Origin of the sequence: Klebsiella pneumoniae (genome assembly GCF_000742135.1) — a bacterium.
Classification (GTDB): domain Bacteria; phylum Pseudomonadota; class Gammaproteobacteria; order Enterobacterales; family Enterobacteriaceae; genus Klebsiella; species Klebsiella pneumoniae.
The window spans coordinates 18,719-34,851 of record NZ_KN046819.1; the positions used below are offsets into that span (position 1 = coordinate 18,719).

Below are 16,133 nucleotides of genomic sequence, written 5' to 3' on the forward strand. Positions count from 1 at the left end.
CATCACCATGGATGAGAAATCTCTCTATGCTCACATCCTTAACCTGACCGCTTCGTGGCAGGTTAAAGCCCTTTCCCTTGATGAAAAGGTCGGTTCTGTTACCGTTACTGTTGGTATCGCTGAAAACGTGCTGTTATCCTGCCCGACCTGCGGTAAAACCTGCCCTGTACATGATCACCGGCATCGTAAATGGCGCCATCTCGATACCTGCCAGTTCACCACCGTAGTTGAAGCCGATGTCCCCCGAATCATGTGCCCGGACCATGGTTGTCAGACCTTACCTGTTCCATGGGCCGGACCGGGAAGCCGATACACACTGCTGTTCGAGTCGTTCGTCATCTCATGGCTGAAGATCAGCACCACAGATGCCGTCAGGAAACAGCTGAGACTGAGCTGGAATGCGGTCGATAACATTATGCAACGGGCACTCAGACGTGAACTCGCCCGCCGTAAAGCACCACTGTCCGCACGTCACCTCTGTGTTGATGAGGTCGCCTTCAAAAAGGGACATCAGTACGTCACCGTCATCTCTGATACACAGGGCCAGGCGCTGGAACTCAGGGATGATCGCGGTGTTGAAAGTCTGGCGGGTTACCTCAGAAACCTGGGTGACCGCCAGGTTGAATCCATCAAAACCCTGTCGATGGATATGAACCCGGCCTATATCAGCGCAGCCCGGGTCCACCTGCCCAACGCGGTAGAAAAAATCGCCTTCGATCACTTCCATGTCGCCAAAATGCTCTGCGCCGTGGTGGATAAAACCCGGCAGTCAGAGATGAAAACCATCCCGCTGCAGGCCCGAAGAAGCGCACATCGCTCCCGTTACCTGTGGTTGTATGGCCGTAATAAACGTCATGGTCGGATAGCCGAAAGACTGGAGGCAGCACAGATGGTTCTGCCTGATACCAGTCGTTGCTGGGCAATGAAAGAGCTGGCCCGGGAGCTCTGGAGCCGTCGGTATGACGAGCAAAGCAGGCGCCTGTGGCAGGAGTGGATAGCGATGGCAAAAGATGTTGGTGTTCCGCTGCTGAGTAGTGCCGCACGGACGTTACGTAAACGGCTGTACGGGATCCTGAATGCGATGAAATATCGGGTATCAAACGGTAATGCAGAATCGCTGAACAGCAAGATACGGCTGCTGCGTATCAAATCGAGGGGGTACAGGAACAAAGAACGGTTCAAAGTGGCGGTGATGTTCCATTACGGCAGATTAAACATGGACTTCTGAGTCTCCCACCATGTTCGGGGAAGACCCCCTTCGGAACAGGTATGCATATGTGCATCGGTATGGGAATTGCGCTCAATTTTGCTTCATCGTTTATCGCCGACATCTGTGTGCGCGGTTCAATCAGGAACGTCAACATAACCGGTCTTGCAGAAGGCGTATCGGCGCTGGGTGCATCGAGTTTCAGTATGGGAATGAACGGTCATGAACTGGATGAAAGTTAAAAATTTTCGTACGCTTCTCTCATCTCTTTTCATCTCAAAGTCCGGCGATTATGCCTATGAGGTGGTTTTCGTATTTATTGTGCTGGAAAGCACGCATAATAACTACCTACTGACCGGCTTTGTATATTTTTTTCGGTTTATCCCTTTTCTATTCTTCGGCCCCGTTGGCGGCTGGCTGGCAGATAATTATCGTCTTAAAAATAACCTGTTACTCAGTGAATGGTTGCGTCTGACAGTGTCGCTGCTTCTTTTTATCACCAGTCTGAATGGTGCAGTCAACCTTACTATCCTTATTGTGGCATCAATTCTGACAACCATTGGTCGCAGTATTTTTCAACCGAGCTACCAAACAGCCGTACCCAGAACAGTGAGTGCTGACAGGCTTACCGGCGCTAACGGCGTGTCGCAGGTTGCAGAGGAAACCGCCTCAGTGGTTGGTCCCCTCCTTTGCTCTCTTATCCTGTCATTCACGGATAAGTCATGGGTTCTGTTATTTAATTCTGTAACGTATTTCGTATCAATAATTATTCTCTCAACATTTTCTGAATCTGATTCGGCGACAGGAGCGCCTTTTCGAATTAAAAAAGTATATAAGGAAACCTTTTCCAGTATTAAGCTCCTTTACCGGGACTCCTGTGGCTTGTTTATTGTTATACTGGGTTCCTCTGTCTGCATTCTGTTTACCGGCTCGGTTATCCGTTTTATTATTCCTGCCGTGACGCTTAGTCACGGTCAGGGAGAGGTGTTTACCAGCTGGATTTTTTCACTTATGGCTGCGGGAACAATCACCGGTGGGCTGCTTTACGGAAGATTTGTGCGGTCGACGTCTCCTGAAAAAGTGATGCAACATTGGTTCATTTACGGCCTGCTACTGTTGTTAATGTCCTTCACAGCCTTTTATTCATTGGCATTTCTTCTACCACTCGCGTTTGTGCTTGGTATTAGCGGAGCGTTTGTTGATATTTCTCTTGTCACAGTCATACAATCGTGGTCTCCAGAGGAGAACATTGGCAAGACATTTGGTACGTTTTCCACATTGGCAAACACAGCCGAAGCACTTTCAGGTCTTATTTCCGGGCTTTTTGCCGTAGGTGGTTTGATGATTGTTTTTGTGGGAATGAGTTCACTTATCGCGCTGACCGGCATAACCAGTATGACTTTTCTTACCCGAAAAACGGTGAAGAATAATCACAGCAGCTCGACGGGAAGAAATGAACCTGACGGCTCATCGTAAAAGCCCCACTCCAGTCTGAGGGGGATGTTAATTGGATCCTGCCCGCCCAGCAGAGCATTCGTGACAGAATGCTGGCGGTCGGTTTGCCGATATGACGATGTTGATTTCAGTTATTGTGAGTCCGACGAAATGGATTGCGGGCCGGGCAGGATAAATGCGGGCCCATTATCACTTAATGTGAGCCGGTGGCATTTTTCATTTGCAGTTAATGTGGGCCGAAAATTGCGCCGATTGCGAGTCGGGGGGATTTCGATTGCGAGCCACTACAGTTAAGCCGGTGCCGGCCAGAATTGGCGGGCGTGCCGAGGGGCTTAATGCACTGCTGAAAAGCTGTGGCTGGGAGGCCGTCAGCAACGACGACCACTGGAAACTGATGACCATCAGCGCTGGGTGACCAGTAAAGAACGGGGCGCGCGCAGGCACCCCGGTAACGTCAGTGGGTGATGCGCCGCAGATCTTCTTCAGTCAGACCTGTCATGGCCATCACTGTATTGCGGTCGATGCCGCTCTGCAGCATCGTGCGGGCAATTTTCAGGGTCGCTTCGCGCTCACCTTTCTCGATGCCGCGCTGTTCGCCAAGCTGGATACCTTCCTGGCGCCCTTCTTCACGGGCTTTCTGTTCCAGTCGTTGTGCAATAGTCATTAAAATCTCCTCGTGTTGCGGTGACCGGCGGGCCAGTTCCTGCAGGAATGCCTCGGGTCTGGCCGTGTCTCCCGTCTGCAGCATCCAGTTCATTAAAGTGACCAGCTGCTCATCGGTAGTGTAACCCGCAATCAGCAGGGTGACCAGATACTCGGTCAGCTCGGCCAGGTCACGGGTTTGTGCGTGCTTGAGCATCAGCTCCAGCAGGGCCATCCGGCGGTGCTTCATGATTTCATCGTCATCGATGGCGCCGACGTCGATGAGGGGAAAATCACCGGTATACAGTTTTCGTGCTGTTCCCGGGCTGGCAAACAGCTCTGTCCAGTTCAGCGTCCAGGGCCAGGGGCTGCCACGACCGTGGGAAAACAGCAGGGGAATAACCAGCGGCAGCTGCTCATGACCGGCGTCCAGGTGTTTCTGCATGGCGGCAATGGAGTACCGCATGAGTCTGAACGCCATATGCCTGTCGGGACTGCTCTGGTGCTCAATGAGCGTATAAATGTATCCCTCTCCCTCTGTGGTCTTCAGGGAGTACAGCACATCGGCAAAATAGGTTCGCAGATTTTCCTCAATAAAGGAGCCAGACTCCAGCTGCAGGGTGGTCAGGTCGCACAGCTGCAGCAGTTCTGCGGGCAGATGCAGAGCCAGAAAATCCCGGGCGGTATCCGTGTGGGTCAGGAAGGTTTTAAACAGCCCGTCATGGGGAACCGGTGACTTCCCGCCCTTTCTGTTTCTGCCTGACATTCCGCGTCTCCGTTGGTTTAAGTGTGCTCATCTGGCAGTATTATACCGGAGCTGAGGTCCTGGTACCTTCTGTTTCGCCGGGGACCGTTCCGGGGTGGTTCGGTCCCCTCCCCTTTATTCTGGTAATTCCGGGGTGCCTGCATCGTGACGCAGGCGCATGATGGTTTGTCGTGAGGTACCAAATTCGCGGGCAACAGCGCTGATACTGGCACCCGCTTTCAGGTGTTCAAGCGCTGCCTGCCGCTGGTCCGGGGTCAGCGCAGGTGGCCGGCCAAACCGTTTGCCCGCTGCTCTGGCCCTTGCAAGGCCTGAATGCGTGCGCTCAATCAGCAGGTCTTTCTCAAACTCTGCCACCGCCGAAATGACCTGCATGGTCATCTTTCCGGCCGCGCTGGTGAGGTCCACGCCACCCAGCGCGAGGCAGTGTACACGAATACCGGACACTGCCAGCTGCTCCACGGTCTTTCGCACGTCCATTGCATCACGGCCCAGGCGATCAAGTTTGGTCACAATCAGCACATCGCCATTTTCCATGCGATCAAGTAACCGGGCAAAACCGGGTCGTTCGCTGGCGGCCACTGACCCGCTGATTTGTTCCTCAATCAGGCGCTGGGGTTTAACTGTAAAACCGGCTGCTTCAATTTCCCGGCGCTGGTTTTCAGTGGTCTGTTCCAGTGTGGAGACCCGGCAGTAAGCAAAAACTCGTGACATGGTGTAATTTTCTGTACGAAATGGATGTACGAATTATAACGTATGTACGAAACTAATTTCACTAGGTTTTGAACAGGTGCGGTAAGCTGTGTACGAAACCGGTCGGTTTTGTACATCCTGCTGAGGTATACATAAATGCAGCGATCTCACTCTATGAGTCAGGACCTGAGTGGGTATGTGTTTATGGATTATTATTTTGATAAAATGATAAAATGATAAAATGATAAAAAATTATATTATCAATTTATTTTTTATGATAGAGTGACCTCATAACTTCCATTAGCACTTGAGGTCCCTATGAGGTGCGTCAAAGAGCACGACCGCTACTAACATTGCGATTGCCTTGGCATTACGCGGGAAGGATGTTTGCCTTTTGGATGCTGATCTTCAGTCATCAGCGGCAAAGTGGCATGCTTCTCGTGAGGAATCAGACCTGTTACCTCGCATAACCCTTATTCAGAAATATGGAAACATCAGCCAAACGTTGCGTCAGCTCGATGAAAAGTTTGATCACGTAATTGTCGATGTGGCTGGTCGCAATAGTCGTGAACTGGCTAATGCGGGAGCTGTGGCTGATATAATAATTGCTCCACATTTATGCTCACAGTTCGATCTGGACACTTTGGAAGAGCTTGAAAGCCAACTGGAGGCTTGGCAGGATCTAAATCCTGATTTAAACCTCTATATGTACCAGACACGGGCGACTACTAATCCTGTATTGCGTGGTAAAGAACGTGCAGAATTTCTTGAATACCTGAAGGATTTCCCAACCTTACCTCCTCTTAATGCCATTAACTGTGAACGAAAAATCTATCGAGATGTTGTTCCTCTTGGGAAATCTGTTTTGGAGGCAACTAACAGAACTGCAATAGAGGAGGTGGAGCAACTTATCGAAGAGGTGTATTCCAAATGGCTTTAAAACCACGGTCTGCTAAAAAACCATCCGATGCTCAGGTTGCAGCTCTCGCTGACAAACTGGCTGATAAGCAATATGGGGAGCCAGCGGTCATAGTTAAAACTGAAAAAACAGTACAGCGGAGTCTTGCTCTTCCTCTCTCGCTTGATCAGGCAATTACCCGAGTGTCAGCAGAAAACAAACTCAGCGGCTCTGGTCCGAAAAACACCAGTGCTGTCATACGAGAGGCTCTAGAGCAATATCTGGAACGGCGGAATAGCAATACTTGATAATTTATCAATTTATCAATTTATCAATTTATCAATTTATCAATTTATCAAAATATTATTGATTTTTTTTGATAAATAATGATGCGCTTTCCTGCCTGATAGTTTTGTTCTTTCTGGCTACACCGTGACTGATCTCTGTCGTAGATATGTTCAAACCCCGGCAAATTCCCGGGGCTAACACCTTAAGGTTATTTAATGCCGGGGGATGCTGCTGACGTCTTCTTCAGGTTGTGGGGCGCGACCAGGCGCATTGAACGTGATGGTGATGATCTTTCTGGCCAGCCCCTCATCGGAAAGGGCATCATCCACACTGACATCACGAATCAGTGGACTTTCCTCTTCTATATGTTGGGCAATATCCCGCAGCCACTCTGCCAGCATTTCTCTGTCCATCTTTCTCCGCTCCGGTTTTTTACAGTCAGCATCAACATACCACACCAGGAAAAGTGAAGTCTGCGTAGTGTGGTTAAAAGATAACCGCTTTATCAGGCGTGCTGTCATCCGTGCTGGTAGCGACCTGCGCAGAATACCCTCATTTTATACACAGGATTGCCCACCGAAATTGTGGACAGCAACGATGAAAATACGATGTCGCTGCGCTCCTCATTCATACCGCTCTGCTGTGAACGCCGTGCCGCTACTGTAGCCGGGCCGCTGTGCAGAAAAGGGAGGCTTCGCCACCATCCTCACCCGGTCGCAGTGATTTCAAAATGCATTTTCCGCTGTCTTCCCGTCGTTCTCCGGCTCAATTTTCGCCGTCAAACCGTCCAGTCAGCGTCTGCTTTTATCTGCGCTGCGGCTTGCGGTGGTGCCCTTGTCTGCTCCGCTTTTCGCCCGGCTGTCGTATCGGCACGGCGTAACTGGCGCCGCATTTGAATAAGGAGAATGATTATGTCCCGTCTGATTTTGGGTGACTGTGTGCAGGTAATGACTGGCATTCCTGAGAAGGCTGTCGATTTCATACTGACTGACCCGCCGTACCTCGTCGGTTTTCGTGACCGTTCCGGGCGCACCATCGCTGGCGATAAAACCGATGAATGGCTGCAACCGGCCTGTAATGAAATGTACCGCGTACTCAAAAAAGACGCGCTGATGGTCAGCTTCTACGGCTGGAACCGTGTCGATCGCTTTATGGCTGCCTGGAAAAATGCGGGATTCAGCGTGGTCGGACACCTGGTCTTCACCAAAAACTACACATCGAAGGCCGCATATGTGGGCTATCGCCACGAATGCGCCTACATCCTGGCAAAAGGTCGTCCGGCGCTGCCTCAGAAGCCATTGCCCGACGTGCTGGGCTGGAAATATTCGGGCAACCGCCATCACCCGACGGAAAAGCCCGTTACCAGCCTGCAACCACTGATTGAGAGCTTCACACACCCGAACGCGATTGTGCTGGACCCGTTTGCAGGCAGCGGCTCAACCTGCGTGGCCGCCCTTCAGTCCGGACGCCGGTATATCGGTATCGAGCTGCTTGAACAGTATCACCGTGCCGGACAGCAACGACTGGCCGCCGTGCAACGGGCCATGCAGCAGGGGGCCGCGAATGATAACTGGTTTGAACCGGAGGCTGCGTAAATGAACTATGCCGGACACGAAAAACTTCGCGCCGACGTGGCGGAGGTGGCCAACACCATGTGTGACCTTCGGGCCAGGCTGAACGATATGGAGCATCGCTGTCGCTTTGATTCCGATGTGCTTGTTGAACGCCTGACACGCCAGACGCTGTATCGCGCCAATCGCCTGTTCATGGAGGCGTATACCGAAATTCTGGAACTGGATTCCTGCTTCAAAGATTGAGAAGGAGACGAGAATGTACGGAACATGCGAAACGCTATGCCGGGAGCTGGCAGCAAAGTATCCGGGAGACACGCCACTGATGCTGGTTATCTGGTCCCCGGAAGAAATTCAGGCCCTCGCTGACGGAATGGATATTGCCCTGACCGATCATGAAATCAGGACTGTCCTGGCGCGCCTGGAGGACATCCCGGAAGACCAGCGGACTGAATCCGGTGTTTCTTCCGGTGCGGCGATGGAGATTATCAAATACGTGAGCGAAAACCGCCAGGTGTCCGTCCCTGCTGAACTGCTGGCGTCCCTGATTCAGACCGCTGAACAGGCATTGTGGAAACGTGAATGGGCCGCCCGGGATCATGGCCTCGCCGTCCCGGAATGCGTCACCCGCCGTCAGGCGGTGGTTAATCAGGCCCGCACCCTGCTGAAAAACAACACACACGAAAACGACTGATGTTATCGCCGCCTCCGGGCGGCGATACAGGGAGTTCATGAATTATGAATGAAACGCTGAACGCACTGATTTATCGCCACGCCAGCAACCTGTTGCTGGCGCAGGGCTGGCCGGAAGAGACGGATGTTGACCAGCGTAACCCGAAGTATCCGGGCTGGATCAGCATTTACGTGCGGCTGGATGCGCCCCGGCTGGCGACGTTACTTATCAACCGTCACGGCGGCGTACTGCCGCCGCTCCTGGCCTCTGCCATTCAGAAACTGACCGGAACCGGGGCGGAACTTGTTCTGTCCGGCAGTCAGTGGCAGTCGCTGCCGGTACTTCCGGCAGACGGAACGCAGGTGTCTTTCCCGTATGCCGGAGAATGGCTGACCGAAGACGAAATCAGGGCCGTTCTTGATGCGGTACGCGATGCAGTATGCAGTGTCAGTTACCAGGTGGCAGAAGATGCGCGGCGTATCCGTGCGGCGCTGACCACCACCGGTCAGACGTTGCTGACCCGCCAGACGCGCCGCTTTCGCCTGGTGGTGAAGGAAAGCGATCACCCCTGCTGGCTCGATGAAGACGACGAAAACCTGCCCGTGGTGCTCGATGCCATCCTGAACCGGGGCGCTCGTTTTTCGTCGGTGGAAATGTATCTGGTCAGTGAGTGTGTGGAGCATATCCTGTCCAGTGGGCTGGCCTGCGATGTGCTGCGTATACCTGATGAACCGTCCCGTCGCTGGTTTGACCGGGATATTCTGCGGGAGGTTGTTATGGAGGCACGGGATGAAATCCGCAGCATGGCGGATGCACTGGCAAAAATCCGGAAATGATGACGCTGGCGGGGAAAAATCTCCGCCTTTTCCAGCCGGTCCCCGGAAAGAGCAAAAGGATGTCGCCGCAGGCTCCGCTTTACCCGGCCATGCGGGGCATGGCCTTGTGGGTTTTCAGTTATGTGGCCTCAGCGTCGTGTGCGGGCTGTGCCGTGCCTCCATCGTAGCCGGGCTTCTGCGGGCGGGTTGCAAGGTAAGGTGAACCGCTGCGGTCACCCGGTCCCTCCTTCCCGTCTGCCGTGATTTTCCGGTCGTTCACCCGCTCAGATTTCGCGGACTCACCCTCCAACTCCCGTCAGCCGTGTGCGTCAGGCTGCGGCTTCCCTTGCGCCCTTGCAACCCTGCAGGCCCGGCAAAGATGGAGGCACGGCACCGCCCGGTGTCGCGGAATATGTGAACAACGGAGGAAAACATCATGCAATATGCGAAACCTGTCACTCTGAATGTTGAAGAGTGCGACCGTCTCTCCTTTCTGCCTTACCTGTTTGGCCTGGATTTTCTGTATGCCGAGGCATCTGTGTACGCGCTGGCGAAAAAAATGATGCCGGAATATGAAGGCGGATTCTGGCACTTCATCCGCCTGCCGGACGGTGGCGGTTACATGATGCCGGATGGCGACCGTTTTCATCTGGTTAACGGTGAAAACTGGTTTGACCGCACGGTCAGTGCCGATGCCGTAGGCATCATTTTGACTTCCCTTGTGATTAACCGCCAGTTGTGGCTGTACCACGACAGCGGTAGCGCAGGGCTGACTCACCTGTACAGGATGCGCGATGCGCAGTTGTGGAGCCACATCGAATTTCACCCCGAATGTAACGCGATTTACGCGGCGCTGGACTGATTAACGGACGGGGCGGCAATGCCGCCCCTGTAAAGGAGACGAGAACATGTACTGTACTGTTAAAGAAATCATCCGCGAAGTGCTGGATACAGACGTGCCGGACAGTGAATGCGTTTTTGCCGTGGTGCTGACCCGTGGGGATGTGCGTCACATAGCCCAGGACTGGAGTCTGACAGACGATGAGCTGGAAACCGTCATGCAGCGGCTGGACGATGCCTTTGAGCATGGTGCGGATGTCAGCGTTGTTCACGACGTTGTTCGTGAACTGATGGAAGAAAAGCGCACCAGCCGTCATGTGACAGTCCCGGCGGTGATGCTGGAAAAAGTGATGGCGCTGGCAGGCAGTGAAATGAAGCGCCTGTATGCCGTCGGGAGTGAGAACGGGGGCGGCGGTAACGCATTCGTCAGGGAGGAACGCGAAGCAATGGACGTTGTGTTACAGGTGCTGGACGGGGAGCACATGTCATGAATATCAGCACAGAAACCCGCGAAATTCTGCGTAATTACAGGGCCGTGATTAATGCGCGGCGTCGTGAAATGGGGCAGAAACCGCTCACCACCGCGCAGATTGTTGATGAAATCTGCGATTTTGTGGCGAATCAGCAGGCGGTTTTCCTCGGTGGTCACTATATCCTTCAGGGCAGCAGAAACAGGTGATACAAGGGCAGGCGGTGGAGGCCGCCTGTCAGCCCGCGCGAAAACCCCTGGCAGGCTGACGCCTGCCGGAAGGGAAGCGGGCCACGCTGGCGCGTCGCCCGTTACCCTTCCCGTCTGTGATGTGTCTGACTCAGGAGTGTTTCTTTCTTATGTTATGGAACTGTTCCTGATGTTGTTGTTCCTTTATCTGCTGCTCTGATTCTGACTACTGCAGTGTTGTTCTGTCTGCCGGCGCACCTTCGGCTCCCGGCTGCCTGGCGGCATCCGGTCGTCAGGCCCGACTCCGACAGGCAGCTGCTGGCGCACCTGCCAGTCTCCGCCGAACCCGCTGGCGCGGTTTCGGGCTGTCGCTACGGTCCGATGCGTGAAAACCCCGGGCTTGCAGCGACCGTTCCGGTCGCGCCGCCTCTGTCGCGCCGTGGCCTGCGCTCCTGGCATCCCGGCAAAAAGACGCCGGGATGTAAGGCGCAACGCCGTTTCGCAAACCGCGCTTCACGTCGTTGCGGCGGGTCCCTGCCCGTTGTTGTGTCCGGTGCCATTCACCTGTTTAAGCCCCTGTCGCCGGGGGCTGATACAGCCACAACCTGCCGCACTGACTGTCCAGGGTAAATGAACAGCCCACAAAATTTTTTACCCAAAATCCGGTAAAAAATTTTGCGTTCTGCCCAGGACAGGTGCGTCAGGCCGTGGCAGTGATGCCCCATGCGGCGAAGGTTCTCAAACAGGTGATGGTGAATACCGGAGGGAACAAAAGGCAGGTCCCCGCAAAACGTCAAAACCGCAGCTCCCGAAACTCAAAAGATGATGGGGGCTGAAAACCAGAGAGAGGAGAAAGCAGGATGAGTACCCGAAATATCCACGTTAACACCGCGTCGTACACGATTCTTGTTGCCGGGAGGGAAAAAAACACCGGGGAAGAGTGGGACGTCCTGGAATTCAGCAGCCTGACTGAGCTGAAAAAATATCGCAAAAGCCACCCGGAAAAGATGGCCTTCAGCTATAGCTACGCGCTCAGCCGGGGTGTGGATACGCAGTTCCGCCATATCAACATTGCGGAAGCCGATCACTTCAAACAGTTCCTGCGTCAGATTAAGCGTGCCGGCCTCGATATCCGGGCGATCTGCTGACCGGATGTGATGAATATCCCTCCCGATTGTTGCAATGTTGTTAATGGAGATCGGGAGGGATGATATTAAGCGGAAAAATTTTTTATTAAATTTATTCTTTCATAAAGGAGTAGCTGTTATGCGATTAGCTTCCCGTTTTGGTCGGTATAATTCCATCCGCCGTGAACGTCCTTTAACGGATGATGAATTAATGCAGTTCGTGCCTTCGGTATTTTCCGGTGATAAACATGAGTCCCGGAGTGAACGTTATACGTATATTCCAAAAATCAATATCATCAATAAGTTACGTGATGAAGGTTTCCAGCCATTCTTTGCCTGTCAGAGTCGGGTTCGTGATTTGGGACGCCGCGAATACAGTAAACATATGTTACGTCTTCGCAGGGAAGGGCATATTAACGGGCAGGAAGTTCCTGAAATTATCCTGCTTAATTCACATGATGGTTCATCCAGTTATCAGATGATCCCCGGAATTTTTCGTTTTGTCTGCACAAATGGCCTGGTGTGCGGAAATAATTTTGGCGAAATCCGCGTTCCACATAAAGGTGATATTGTCGGGCAGGTTATCGAGGGAGCGTATGAAGTGCTCGGTGTCTTTGATAAGGTCACTGATAATATGGAGGCGATGAAAGAAATTCATCTTAACAGTGACGAGCAACATTTATTTTGCAGAGCTGCACTGATGGTCAGGTATGAAGATGAAAATAAAACGCCAGTGACGCCTGAACAAATAATTACTCCCCGTCGTCGGGAAGATAAACAGAACGATCTCTGGACAACCTGTCAGCGGGTTCAGGAGAATATTATAAAAGGTGGATTGTCGGGGCGAAGTGCCTCCGGGAAAAATACCAGGACAAGAGCCATTACAGGTATTGATGGTGATATCCGAATCAACAAGGCGTTATGGGTGATTGCCGAACAGTTCAGAAAGTGGAAGTCATGATAATATAAGTAAAGCCCCGAAAATTTTTCGGGGCTTTACTTATATTATCATTCTTCGGCATCGCTGTGTCGTCTGATATACCTCAATTCCATCAACCGGCTTTCCGGTTGTCTGTAAATATTGTACCCGCGAAAAATGGTCTGGCAGGAGGCTGCGCAGTTACCGGGTATATATAAGATGGGTTCCCGCTTCGCGGGGCTTCGGCCAGTCAGCATTGTCACTCACATGATATTTTTGTGTGTGGCCTTCCATGCCGCTTTTGCGGCATAACCGGTATCTGACAATGTCTGTAAGATTAATTGTTCTGCACGCTGTTAATTTCCGGAAGCGATTTATTCGTGACCGGAATCCGGATACCTTTACTGCTTTTTATCCCGGTATAAATCCGGTAAACATCTGATGCGTAGGCAAGACGTCTCTGGTTCTGGCGTTCGCTCTTCCTGAATCCGGCATTGTATGCACCAACGGCCTCCCAGGAGACGCCCCATTTTTTAAAGGCTATTGCCAGATAATAAGCACCGGTATAAATGTTCATGCAGGGATCTGTTGTCAGATGTTCCGGCTTAATTCCATAGCGGGCCAGTTCGTTAAAATGCTGGGAATCTACCTGCATCAGTCCGCTGCCATATCCCGTTACCGGATTAATACCGATGGCATTAACCCGGTAAAGGGATTCTTTCCATGATATTGCTCTCAGTAAATCAGGATCTATTTTGTAATCCCGGCCTGCAAGATCAAAGCAATCAGTGGCCTGGCAGATCTCATTTATAAACATCAGGCAGATGGCTAACATCCATTTTTTCATTTTTCCACCTCTGGTGACTTTATCCGTAAATAATTTAACCCACTCCACAAAAAGGCTCAACAGGTTGGTGGTTCTCACCACAAAAAGCACCACACACTACGCAAAAACAAGTTTTTGCTGATTTGCTATTTGAATCATTAACTTATGTTTTAAATAATGTATTTTAATTTATTTTACATTATAAAAAGGATTCATTGGTGAATTGCATATGATTCACCAATGAATTTAACGCAACTCATAGATGAATCAGTAATAATAAAACAACGAGTTAAAGCTAATTGACTCTAGATTCAATTCGTGATGTGATTTGCTGCATGAATCGTAATTTTCGTAACTTGCGTCACGATTCGATTCATCGATGAATTGTCATTTTTTTATATGTGAAATAAATTTGATGCGATAAGAAAATAAAGAGGTATACATATGGCGAAAGTGCAGGCTTATGTCAGTGACGAAATTGTCTATAAAATAAATAAAATTGTGGAAAGAAGACGTGCAGAAGGAGCTAAAAGTACAGATGTAAGTTTCTCAAGCATATCCACTATGCTTCTCGAATTAGGGCTTCGTGTATATGAGGCTCAGATGGAGCGTAAAGAGTCAGCGTTCAATCAGGCTGAGTTTAATAAGGTACTTCTTGAATGTGCGGTAAAAACACAGTCAACAGTTGCTAAGATTTTAGGTATTGAGTCACTAAGCCCTCATGTTTCCGGGAATCCAAAGTTTGAATATGCGAATATGGTCGAAGATATCAGGGATAAGGTGTCATCTGAGATGGAGAGGTTCTTTCCAGAAAATGATGAGGAATAAAAAAGAATTAAAAGTTGATTTGCTTCAAATAACAGGATTTTGATCTGGTTCAATTTGATGACAATTAACCGCATAAAGGTTATATTAATTACGTGTTAATGCCACGTTAAAAATTGAAACTGAAAATCGCCGATGCAGGGAGTTCAGACCTCCCTGCATCGACTGTCCATAGAATCCTTAACGGAGGTTCCTATGTGTGCGCTGGATCGTAGAGAAAGGCCACTTAACAGTCAATCTGTAAATAAATACATCCTTAACGTTCAGAATATCTACAGAAATTCTCCCGTTCCGGTTTGTGTCCGTAACAAAAACCGGGAAATCCTTTATGCCAATGGGGCTTTTATTGAACTCTTTTCCAGAGAAGATAAACCCTTATCCGGAGAGAGTTATATACGTCTGCAGGTTGAAATTTTTCTTTCATCACTTGAACTGGAATGCCAGGCTCTTGGACATGGCTCTGCATTTTGTCGTCGTTTTAATTTTCATGGCGAAATCTATCAGATAAGGATGGAGAATGTTTCTTTTTATAATGACGAATCTGTTGTTTTATGGCAAATTAATCCGTTTCCTGATTATCCATTTTTTGCGTTAAATCAGAGTGGAAGTAATACAAATACTTCTGATAAATTAACGATATGGAATGATCTTTCTCCAGGGACATTGGTTGTTTTCTCTTTTTATATGCTGGGTGTTGGTCACGCAACAATTGCCAGAGAGTTGGGTATTACAGACAGAGCATCTGAGGATCGAATTAAACCAGTTAAACGGAAAATAAAAGAATTTTTTGAACACTTTAATTTATTCAGAGTGTCATGTATCTATAAAGGAGAAATAGATTCGCTATTAAGTATAATTCGTGAATTTTATGGTGTTAAGTAAATGTTAAATAAGGCACGCCAATTTTGGCGTGTTTTTTTTTCGTCGGTTTCTGTGCAATCATGATTTTATTAGTCGGGAAACAGAGGTGAATTGAGTGAGGAGGCGTAACGCGAGAGGCGGGATAAGCAGAACAGTCTCAGTGTATCTCGATGAAGATACAAATAACCGACTTATTCGGGCCAAAGATCGTAGCGGTAGAAGTAAAACTATAGAGGTTCAAATCCGTCTCAGAGATCATCTGAAACGGTTTCCTGATTTCTATAATGAAGAAATATTCAGGGAGGTGATCGAAGAGAACGAGTCAACATTTAAAGAACTTTAGTTTTCATCTGTCAATATTAATCAGAGGAATCATATGAATACTGTTTTAAGTGTTCAGGGTGCTTCTGCGCCCGTTGAAAAGAAATCGTTTTTTTCTAAATTCACTCGTCTGAATATGCTTCGCCTGGTTCGTGCAGTGATCCCGGTTGCTGTTCTGATGATGTTGTTCCCTGAGTTAGCTATGGCTGCTGGTAAAGGCACGGACCTGATGGCTAAAGGTCAGGAAACGGTTAAGGCGACCTTCGGTAAGGACTCCAGTATCGTTAAATGGGTTGTTCTGGCTGAGGTGCTGGTCGGTGCGGTCATGTACATGATGACCAAAAACGTCAAGTTCCTGGTCGGCTTTGCCATACTCTCTGTATTTATTGCAGTAGGTATGTCTGTTGCCGGATTCTGACAGGAAATAAAACGATGTCGGGAGACGAGAATAAACTTAAGAAATATCGTTTCCCGGAAACACTGACCAATCAGAGCCGCTGGTTTGGCCTGCCACTGGATGAACTGATCCCCGCAGCAATCTGTATTGGCTGGGGTATCATAACATCGAAATATCTGTTCGGTATTGGTGCAGCGGTTCTGGTTTATTTCGGGATTAAAAAACTGAAAAAAGGGCGGGGCAGTTCCTGGTTACGTGACCTGATTTACTGGTATATGCCAACAGCCCTGCTGCTCGGTATTTTTCATAATGTTCCCGATTCGTGTTTCCGGCAGTGGATTAAATAGAACTGAT

Annotated in this window: 23 protein-coding genes and 2 pseudogenes; 20 read left to right on the forward strand and 5 right to left on the reverse strand. The window is 50.1% G+C overall.

Annotated features, from left to right (window positions below; translation table 11 throughout):
* The first annotated feature begins 7 nt into the window (after positions 1-7).
* The 4 genes from DR88_RS01000 to DR88_RS31185 all read left to right on the forward strand — a co-directional run bounded on the left by DR88_RS01000 (position 8) and on the right by DR88_RS31185 (position 3,077).
* Positions 8-1,228, forward strand: coding sequence for an ISL3 family transposase (locus tag DR88_RS01000; protein ID WP_032444060.1), 1,221 nt, complete (start codon positions 8-10; stop codon positions 1,226-1,228).
* A gap of 47 nt (positions 1,229-1,275) precedes the next feature.
* Positions 1,276-1,449, forward strand: a complete 174-nt coding sequence (locus DR88_RS31180; RefSeq protein WP_153810823.1) for a hypothetical protein — start codon at positions 1,276-1,278, stop codon at positions 1,447-1,449.
* Positions 1,430-2,683 carry an MFS transporter gene (locus DR88_RS00995; RefSeq protein WP_004150694.1) on the forward strand — a complete coding sequence of 418 codons (1,254 nt, stop codon included), beginning with the start codon at positions 1,430-1,432 and terminating at the stop codon, positions 2,681-2,683. Before DR88_RS31180 ends, DR88_RS00995 begins: the two co-directional genes overlap by 20 nt.
* 253 nt (positions 2,684-2,936) lie before the next feature.
* The gene (locus DR88_RS31185) at positions 2,937-3,077 is read left to right on the forward strand and encodes a hypothetical protein (protein ID WP_153810822.1); all 141 of its coding nucleotides are present in this window, start codon (positions 2,937-2,939) and stop codon (positions 3,075-3,077) included.
* Between the two features lie 39 nt (positions 3,078-3,116).
* On the opposite strand, the gene DR88_RS00990 is transcribed toward DR88_RS31185, so the two are convergent.
* Both DR88_RS00990 and DR88_RS00985 read right to left on the reverse strand, forming a co-directional pair.
* Positions 3,117-4,070: an Rpn family recombination-promoting nuclease/putative transposase gene (locus DR88_RS00990; RefSeq protein ID WP_004150693.1), complete on the reverse strand. Its 954-nt coding sequence runs from the start codon at positions 4,068-4,070 to the stop codon at positions 3,117-3,119.
* A gap of 114 nt (positions 4,071-4,184) precedes the next feature.
* A complete protein-coding gene (locus DR88_RS00985) occupies positions 4,185-4,781 on the reverse strand; it encodes a recombinase family protein (RefSeq protein ID WP_025861795.1) in 597 nt (198 codons plus the stop codon).
* A gap of 313 nt (positions 4,782-5,094) precedes the next feature.
* Here DR88_RS00985 and DR88_RS00980 point away from each other — a divergent pair.
* Both DR88_RS00980 and DR88_RS28805 read left to right on the forward strand, forming a co-directional pair.
* Positions 5,095-5,700 (forward strand): annotated as a pseudogene (locus DR88_RS00980) (nucleotide-binding protein); the annotation flags it as partial.
* Entirely contained in the window at positions 5,691-5,966 is a 276-nt protein-coding gene (locus DR88_RS28805) for a hypothetical protein (protein WP_004150689.1), read from the forward strand. The pseudogene DR88_RS00980 and the gene DR88_RS28805, both read left to right, overlap by 10 nt.
* 192 nt (positions 5,967-6,158) lie before the next feature.
* Here DR88_RS28805 and DR88_RS28810 read toward each other — a convergent pair whose 3' ends face one another.
* Positions 6,159-6,467 carry a hypothetical protein gene (locus DR88_RS28810; RefSeq protein ID WP_085956368.1) on the reverse strand — a complete coding sequence of 103 codons (309 nt, stop codon included), beginning with the start codon at positions 6,465-6,467 and terminating at the stop codon, positions 6,159-6,161.
* Positions 6,468-6,857: 390 nt separating this feature from the next.
* Between DR88_RS28810 and DR88_RS00975 the strand changes: the two genes are divergently transcribed.
* The 7 genes from DR88_RS00975 to DR88_RS30090 all read left to right on the forward strand — a co-directional run bounded on the left by DR88_RS00975 (position 6,858) and on the right by DR88_RS30090 (position 10,524).
* A complete protein-coding gene (locus tag DR88_RS00975; protein ID WP_032444061.1) occupies positions 6,858-7,541 on the forward strand; it encodes a DNA methylase in 684 nt (227 codons plus the stop codon).
* Positions 7,542-7,763 (forward strand): YubE family protein, encoded by a 222-nt coding sequence (locus DR88_RS00970; RefSeq protein ID WP_001104873.1) that lies wholly within the window; start codon positions 7,542-7,544, stop codon positions 7,761-7,763. It abuts the gene before it with no gap.
* A 13-nt stretch (positions 7,764-7,776) separates the two neighbouring features.
* A complete protein-coding gene (locus DR88_RS00965; RefSeq protein WP_025861806.1) occupies positions 7,777-8,211 on the forward strand; it encodes a DUF1380 family protein in 435 nt (144 codons plus the stop codon).
* Between the two features lie 44 nt (positions 8,212-8,255).
* A complete protein-coding gene (locus DR88_RS31345; RefSeq protein ID WP_025861808.1) occupies positions 8,256-9,026 on the forward strand; it encodes a YubG family protein in 771 nt (256 codons plus the stop codon).
* 415 nt (positions 9,027-9,441) lie between these two features.
* On the forward strand, positions 9,442-9,867 hold the full coding sequence (locus DR88_RS00955; protein ID WP_025861810.1) for an antirestriction protein: 426 nt from the start codon (positions 9,442-9,444) through the stop codon (positions 9,865-9,867).
* A gap of 46 nt (positions 9,868-9,913) precedes the next feature.
* Positions 9,914-10,336 carry a DUF1380 family protein gene (locus tag DR88_RS00950; RefSeq protein ID WP_025861811.1) on the forward strand — a complete coding sequence of 141 codons (423 nt, stop codon included), beginning with the start codon at positions 9,914-9,916 and terminating at the stop codon, positions 10,334-10,336.
* Positions 10,333-10,524, forward strand: a complete 192-nt coding sequence (locus DR88_RS30090; RefSeq protein ID WP_001027516.1) for a hypothetical protein — start codon at positions 10,333-10,335, stop codon at positions 10,522-10,524. Before DR88_RS00950 ends, DR88_RS30090 begins: the two co-directional genes overlap by 4 nt.
* Before the next feature lie 365 nt (positions 10,525-10,889).
* Here the strand turns inward: DR88_RS30090 and DR88_RS31550 are convergent.
* Positions 10,890-11,063 (reverse strand): annotated as a pseudogene (locus DR88_RS31550) (hypothetical protein); the annotation flags it as partial.
* Between the two features lie 300 nt (positions 11,064-11,363).
* On the opposite strand from DR88_RS31550, the gene DR88_RS00940 reads away from it, so the two are divergent.
* On the forward strand, positions 11,364-11,651 hold the full coding sequence (locus DR88_RS00940) for a hypothetical protein (protein ID WP_000107526.1): 288 nt from the start codon (positions 11,364-11,366) through the stop codon (positions 11,649-11,651).
* A gap of 118 nt (positions 11,652-11,769) precedes the next feature.
* Positions 11,770-12,591 (forward strand): DUF932 domain-containing protein, encoded by an 822-nt coding sequence (locus tag DR88_RS00935; RefSeq protein ID WP_032447228.1) that lies wholly within the window; start codon positions 11,770-11,772, stop codon positions 12,589-12,591.
* Positions 12,592-12,886: 295 nt separating this feature from the next.
* On the opposite strand, the gene DR88_RS00930 is transcribed toward DR88_RS00935, so the two are convergent.
* Entirely contained in the window at positions 12,887-13,396 is a 510-nt protein-coding gene (locus tag DR88_RS00930; protein ID WP_032444063.1) for a transglycosylase SLT domain-containing protein, read from the reverse strand.
* A gap of 423 nt (positions 13,397-13,819) precedes the next feature.
* On the opposite strand from DR88_RS00930, the gene traM reads away from it, so the two are divergent.
* From traM to traL, 5 genes are all read left to right on the forward strand, one after another.
* Positions 13,820-14,203 carry a conjugal transfer relaxosome DNA-binding protein TraM gene (gene traM / locus DR88_RS00925; protein WP_001151564.1) on the forward strand — a complete coding sequence of 128 codons (384 nt, stop codon included), beginning with the start codon at positions 13,820-13,822 and terminating at the stop codon, positions 14,201-14,203.
* Between the two features lie 192 nt (positions 14,204-14,395).
* Entirely contained in the window at positions 14,396-15,082 is a 687-nt protein-coding gene (locus tag DR88_RS28840; RefSeq protein WP_071531404.1) for a PAS domain-containing protein, read from the forward strand.
* 94 nt (positions 15,083-15,176) lie between these two features.
* Positions 15,177-15,404 carry a conjugal transfer relaxosome protein TraY gene (traY, locus tag DR88_RS00920; RefSeq protein ID WP_001254388.1) on the forward strand — a complete coding sequence of 76 codons (228 nt, stop codon included), beginning with the start codon at positions 15,177-15,179 and terminating at the stop codon, positions 15,402-15,404.
* Between the two features lie 33 nt (positions 15,405-15,437).
* Positions 15,438-15,800, forward strand: a complete 363-nt coding sequence (gene traA / locus DR88_RS00915; RefSeq protein ID WP_001098993.1) for a type IV conjugative transfer system pilin TraA — start codon at positions 15,438-15,440, stop codon at positions 15,798-15,800.
* Positions 15,801-15,814: 14 nt separating this feature from the next.
* A complete protein-coding gene (gene traL / locus DR88_RS00910; protein ID WP_025861817.1) occupies positions 15,815-16,126 on the forward strand; it encodes a type IV conjugative transfer system protein TraL in 312 nt (103 codons plus the stop codon).
* Positions 16,127-16,133: the final 7 nt, after the last annotated feature.

Coding starts and splice junctions, on each gene's coding strand:
- DR88_RS01000 (WP_032444060.1), top strand. CDS start 8: ATGGATGAGAAATCTCTCTATGCTCACATCCTTAACCTGACCGCTTCG.
- DR88_RS31180 (WP_153810823.1), top strand. CDS start 1,276: ATGTGCATCGGTATGGGAATTGCGCTCAATTTTGCTTCATCGTTTATC.
- DR88_RS00995 (WP_004150694.1), top strand. CDS start 1,430: ATGAACTGGATGAAAGTTAAAAATTTTCGTACGCTTCTCTCATCTCTT.
- DR88_RS00990 (WP_004150693.1), bottom strand. CDS start 4,070: ATGTCAGGCAGAAACAGAAAGGGCGGGAAGTCACCGGTTCCCCATGAC.
- DR88_RS00985 (WP_025861795.1), bottom strand. CDS start 4,781: ATGTCACGAGTTTTTGCTTACTGCCGGGTCTCCACACTGGAACAGACC.
- DR88_RS28805 (WP_004150689.1), top strand. CDS start 5,691: ATGGCTTTAAAACCACGGTCTGCTAAAAAACCATCCGATGCTCAGGTT.
- DR88_RS28810 (WP_085956368.1), bottom strand. CDS start 6,467: ATGACAGCACGCCTGATAAAGCGGTTATCTTTTAACCACACTACGCAG.
- DR88_RS00975 (WP_032444061.1), top strand. CDS start 6,858: ATGTCCCGTCTGATTTTGGGTGACTGTGTGCAGGTAATGACTGGCATT.
- DR88_RS00970 (WP_001104873.1), top strand. CDS start 7,542: ATGAACTATGCCGGACACGAAAAACTTCGCGCCGACGTGGCGGAGGTG.
- DR88_RS00965 (WP_025861806.1), top strand. CDS start 7,777: ATGTACGGAACATGCGAAACGCTATGCCGGGAGCTGGCAGCAAAGTAT.
- DR88_RS31345 (WP_025861808.1), top strand. CDS start 8,256: ATGAATGAAACGCTGAACGCACTGATTTATCGCCACGCCAGCAACCTG.
- DR88_RS00955 (WP_025861810.1), top strand. CDS start 9,442: ATGCAATATGCGAAACCTGTCACTCTGAATGTTGAAGAGTGCGACCGT.
- DR88_RS00950 (WP_025861811.1), top strand. CDS start 9,914: ATGTACTGTACTGTTAAAGAAATCATCCGCGAAGTGCTGGATACAGAC.
- DR88_RS30090 (WP_001027516.1), top strand. CDS start 10,333: ATGAATATCAGCACAGAAACCCGCGAAATTCTGCGTAATTACAGGGCC.
- DR88_RS00940 (WP_000107526.1), top strand. CDS start 11,364: ATGAGTACCCGAAATATCCACGTTAACACCGCGTCGTACACGATTCTT.
- DR88_RS00935 (WP_032447228.1), top strand. CDS start 11,770: ATGCGATTAGCTTCCCGTTTTGGTCGGTATAATTCCATCCGCCGTGAA.
- DR88_RS00930 (WP_032444063.1), bottom strand. CDS start 13,396: ATGAAAAAATGGATGTTAGCCATCTGCCTGATGTTTATAAATGAGATC.
- traM (WP_001151564.1), top strand. CDS start 13,820: ATGGCGAAAGTGCAGGCTTATGTCAGTGACGAAATTGTCTATAAAATA.
- DR88_RS28840 (WP_071531404.1), top strand. CDS start 14,396: ATGTGTGCGCTGGATCGTAGAGAAAGGCCACTTAACAGTCAATCTGTA.
- traA (WP_001098993.1), top strand. CDS start 15,438: ATGAATACTGTTTTAAGTGTTCAGGGTGCTTCTGCGCCCGTTGAAAAG.
- traL (WP_025861817.1), top strand. CDS start 15,815: ATGTCGGGAGACGAGAATAAACTTAAGAAATATCGTTTCCCGGAAACA.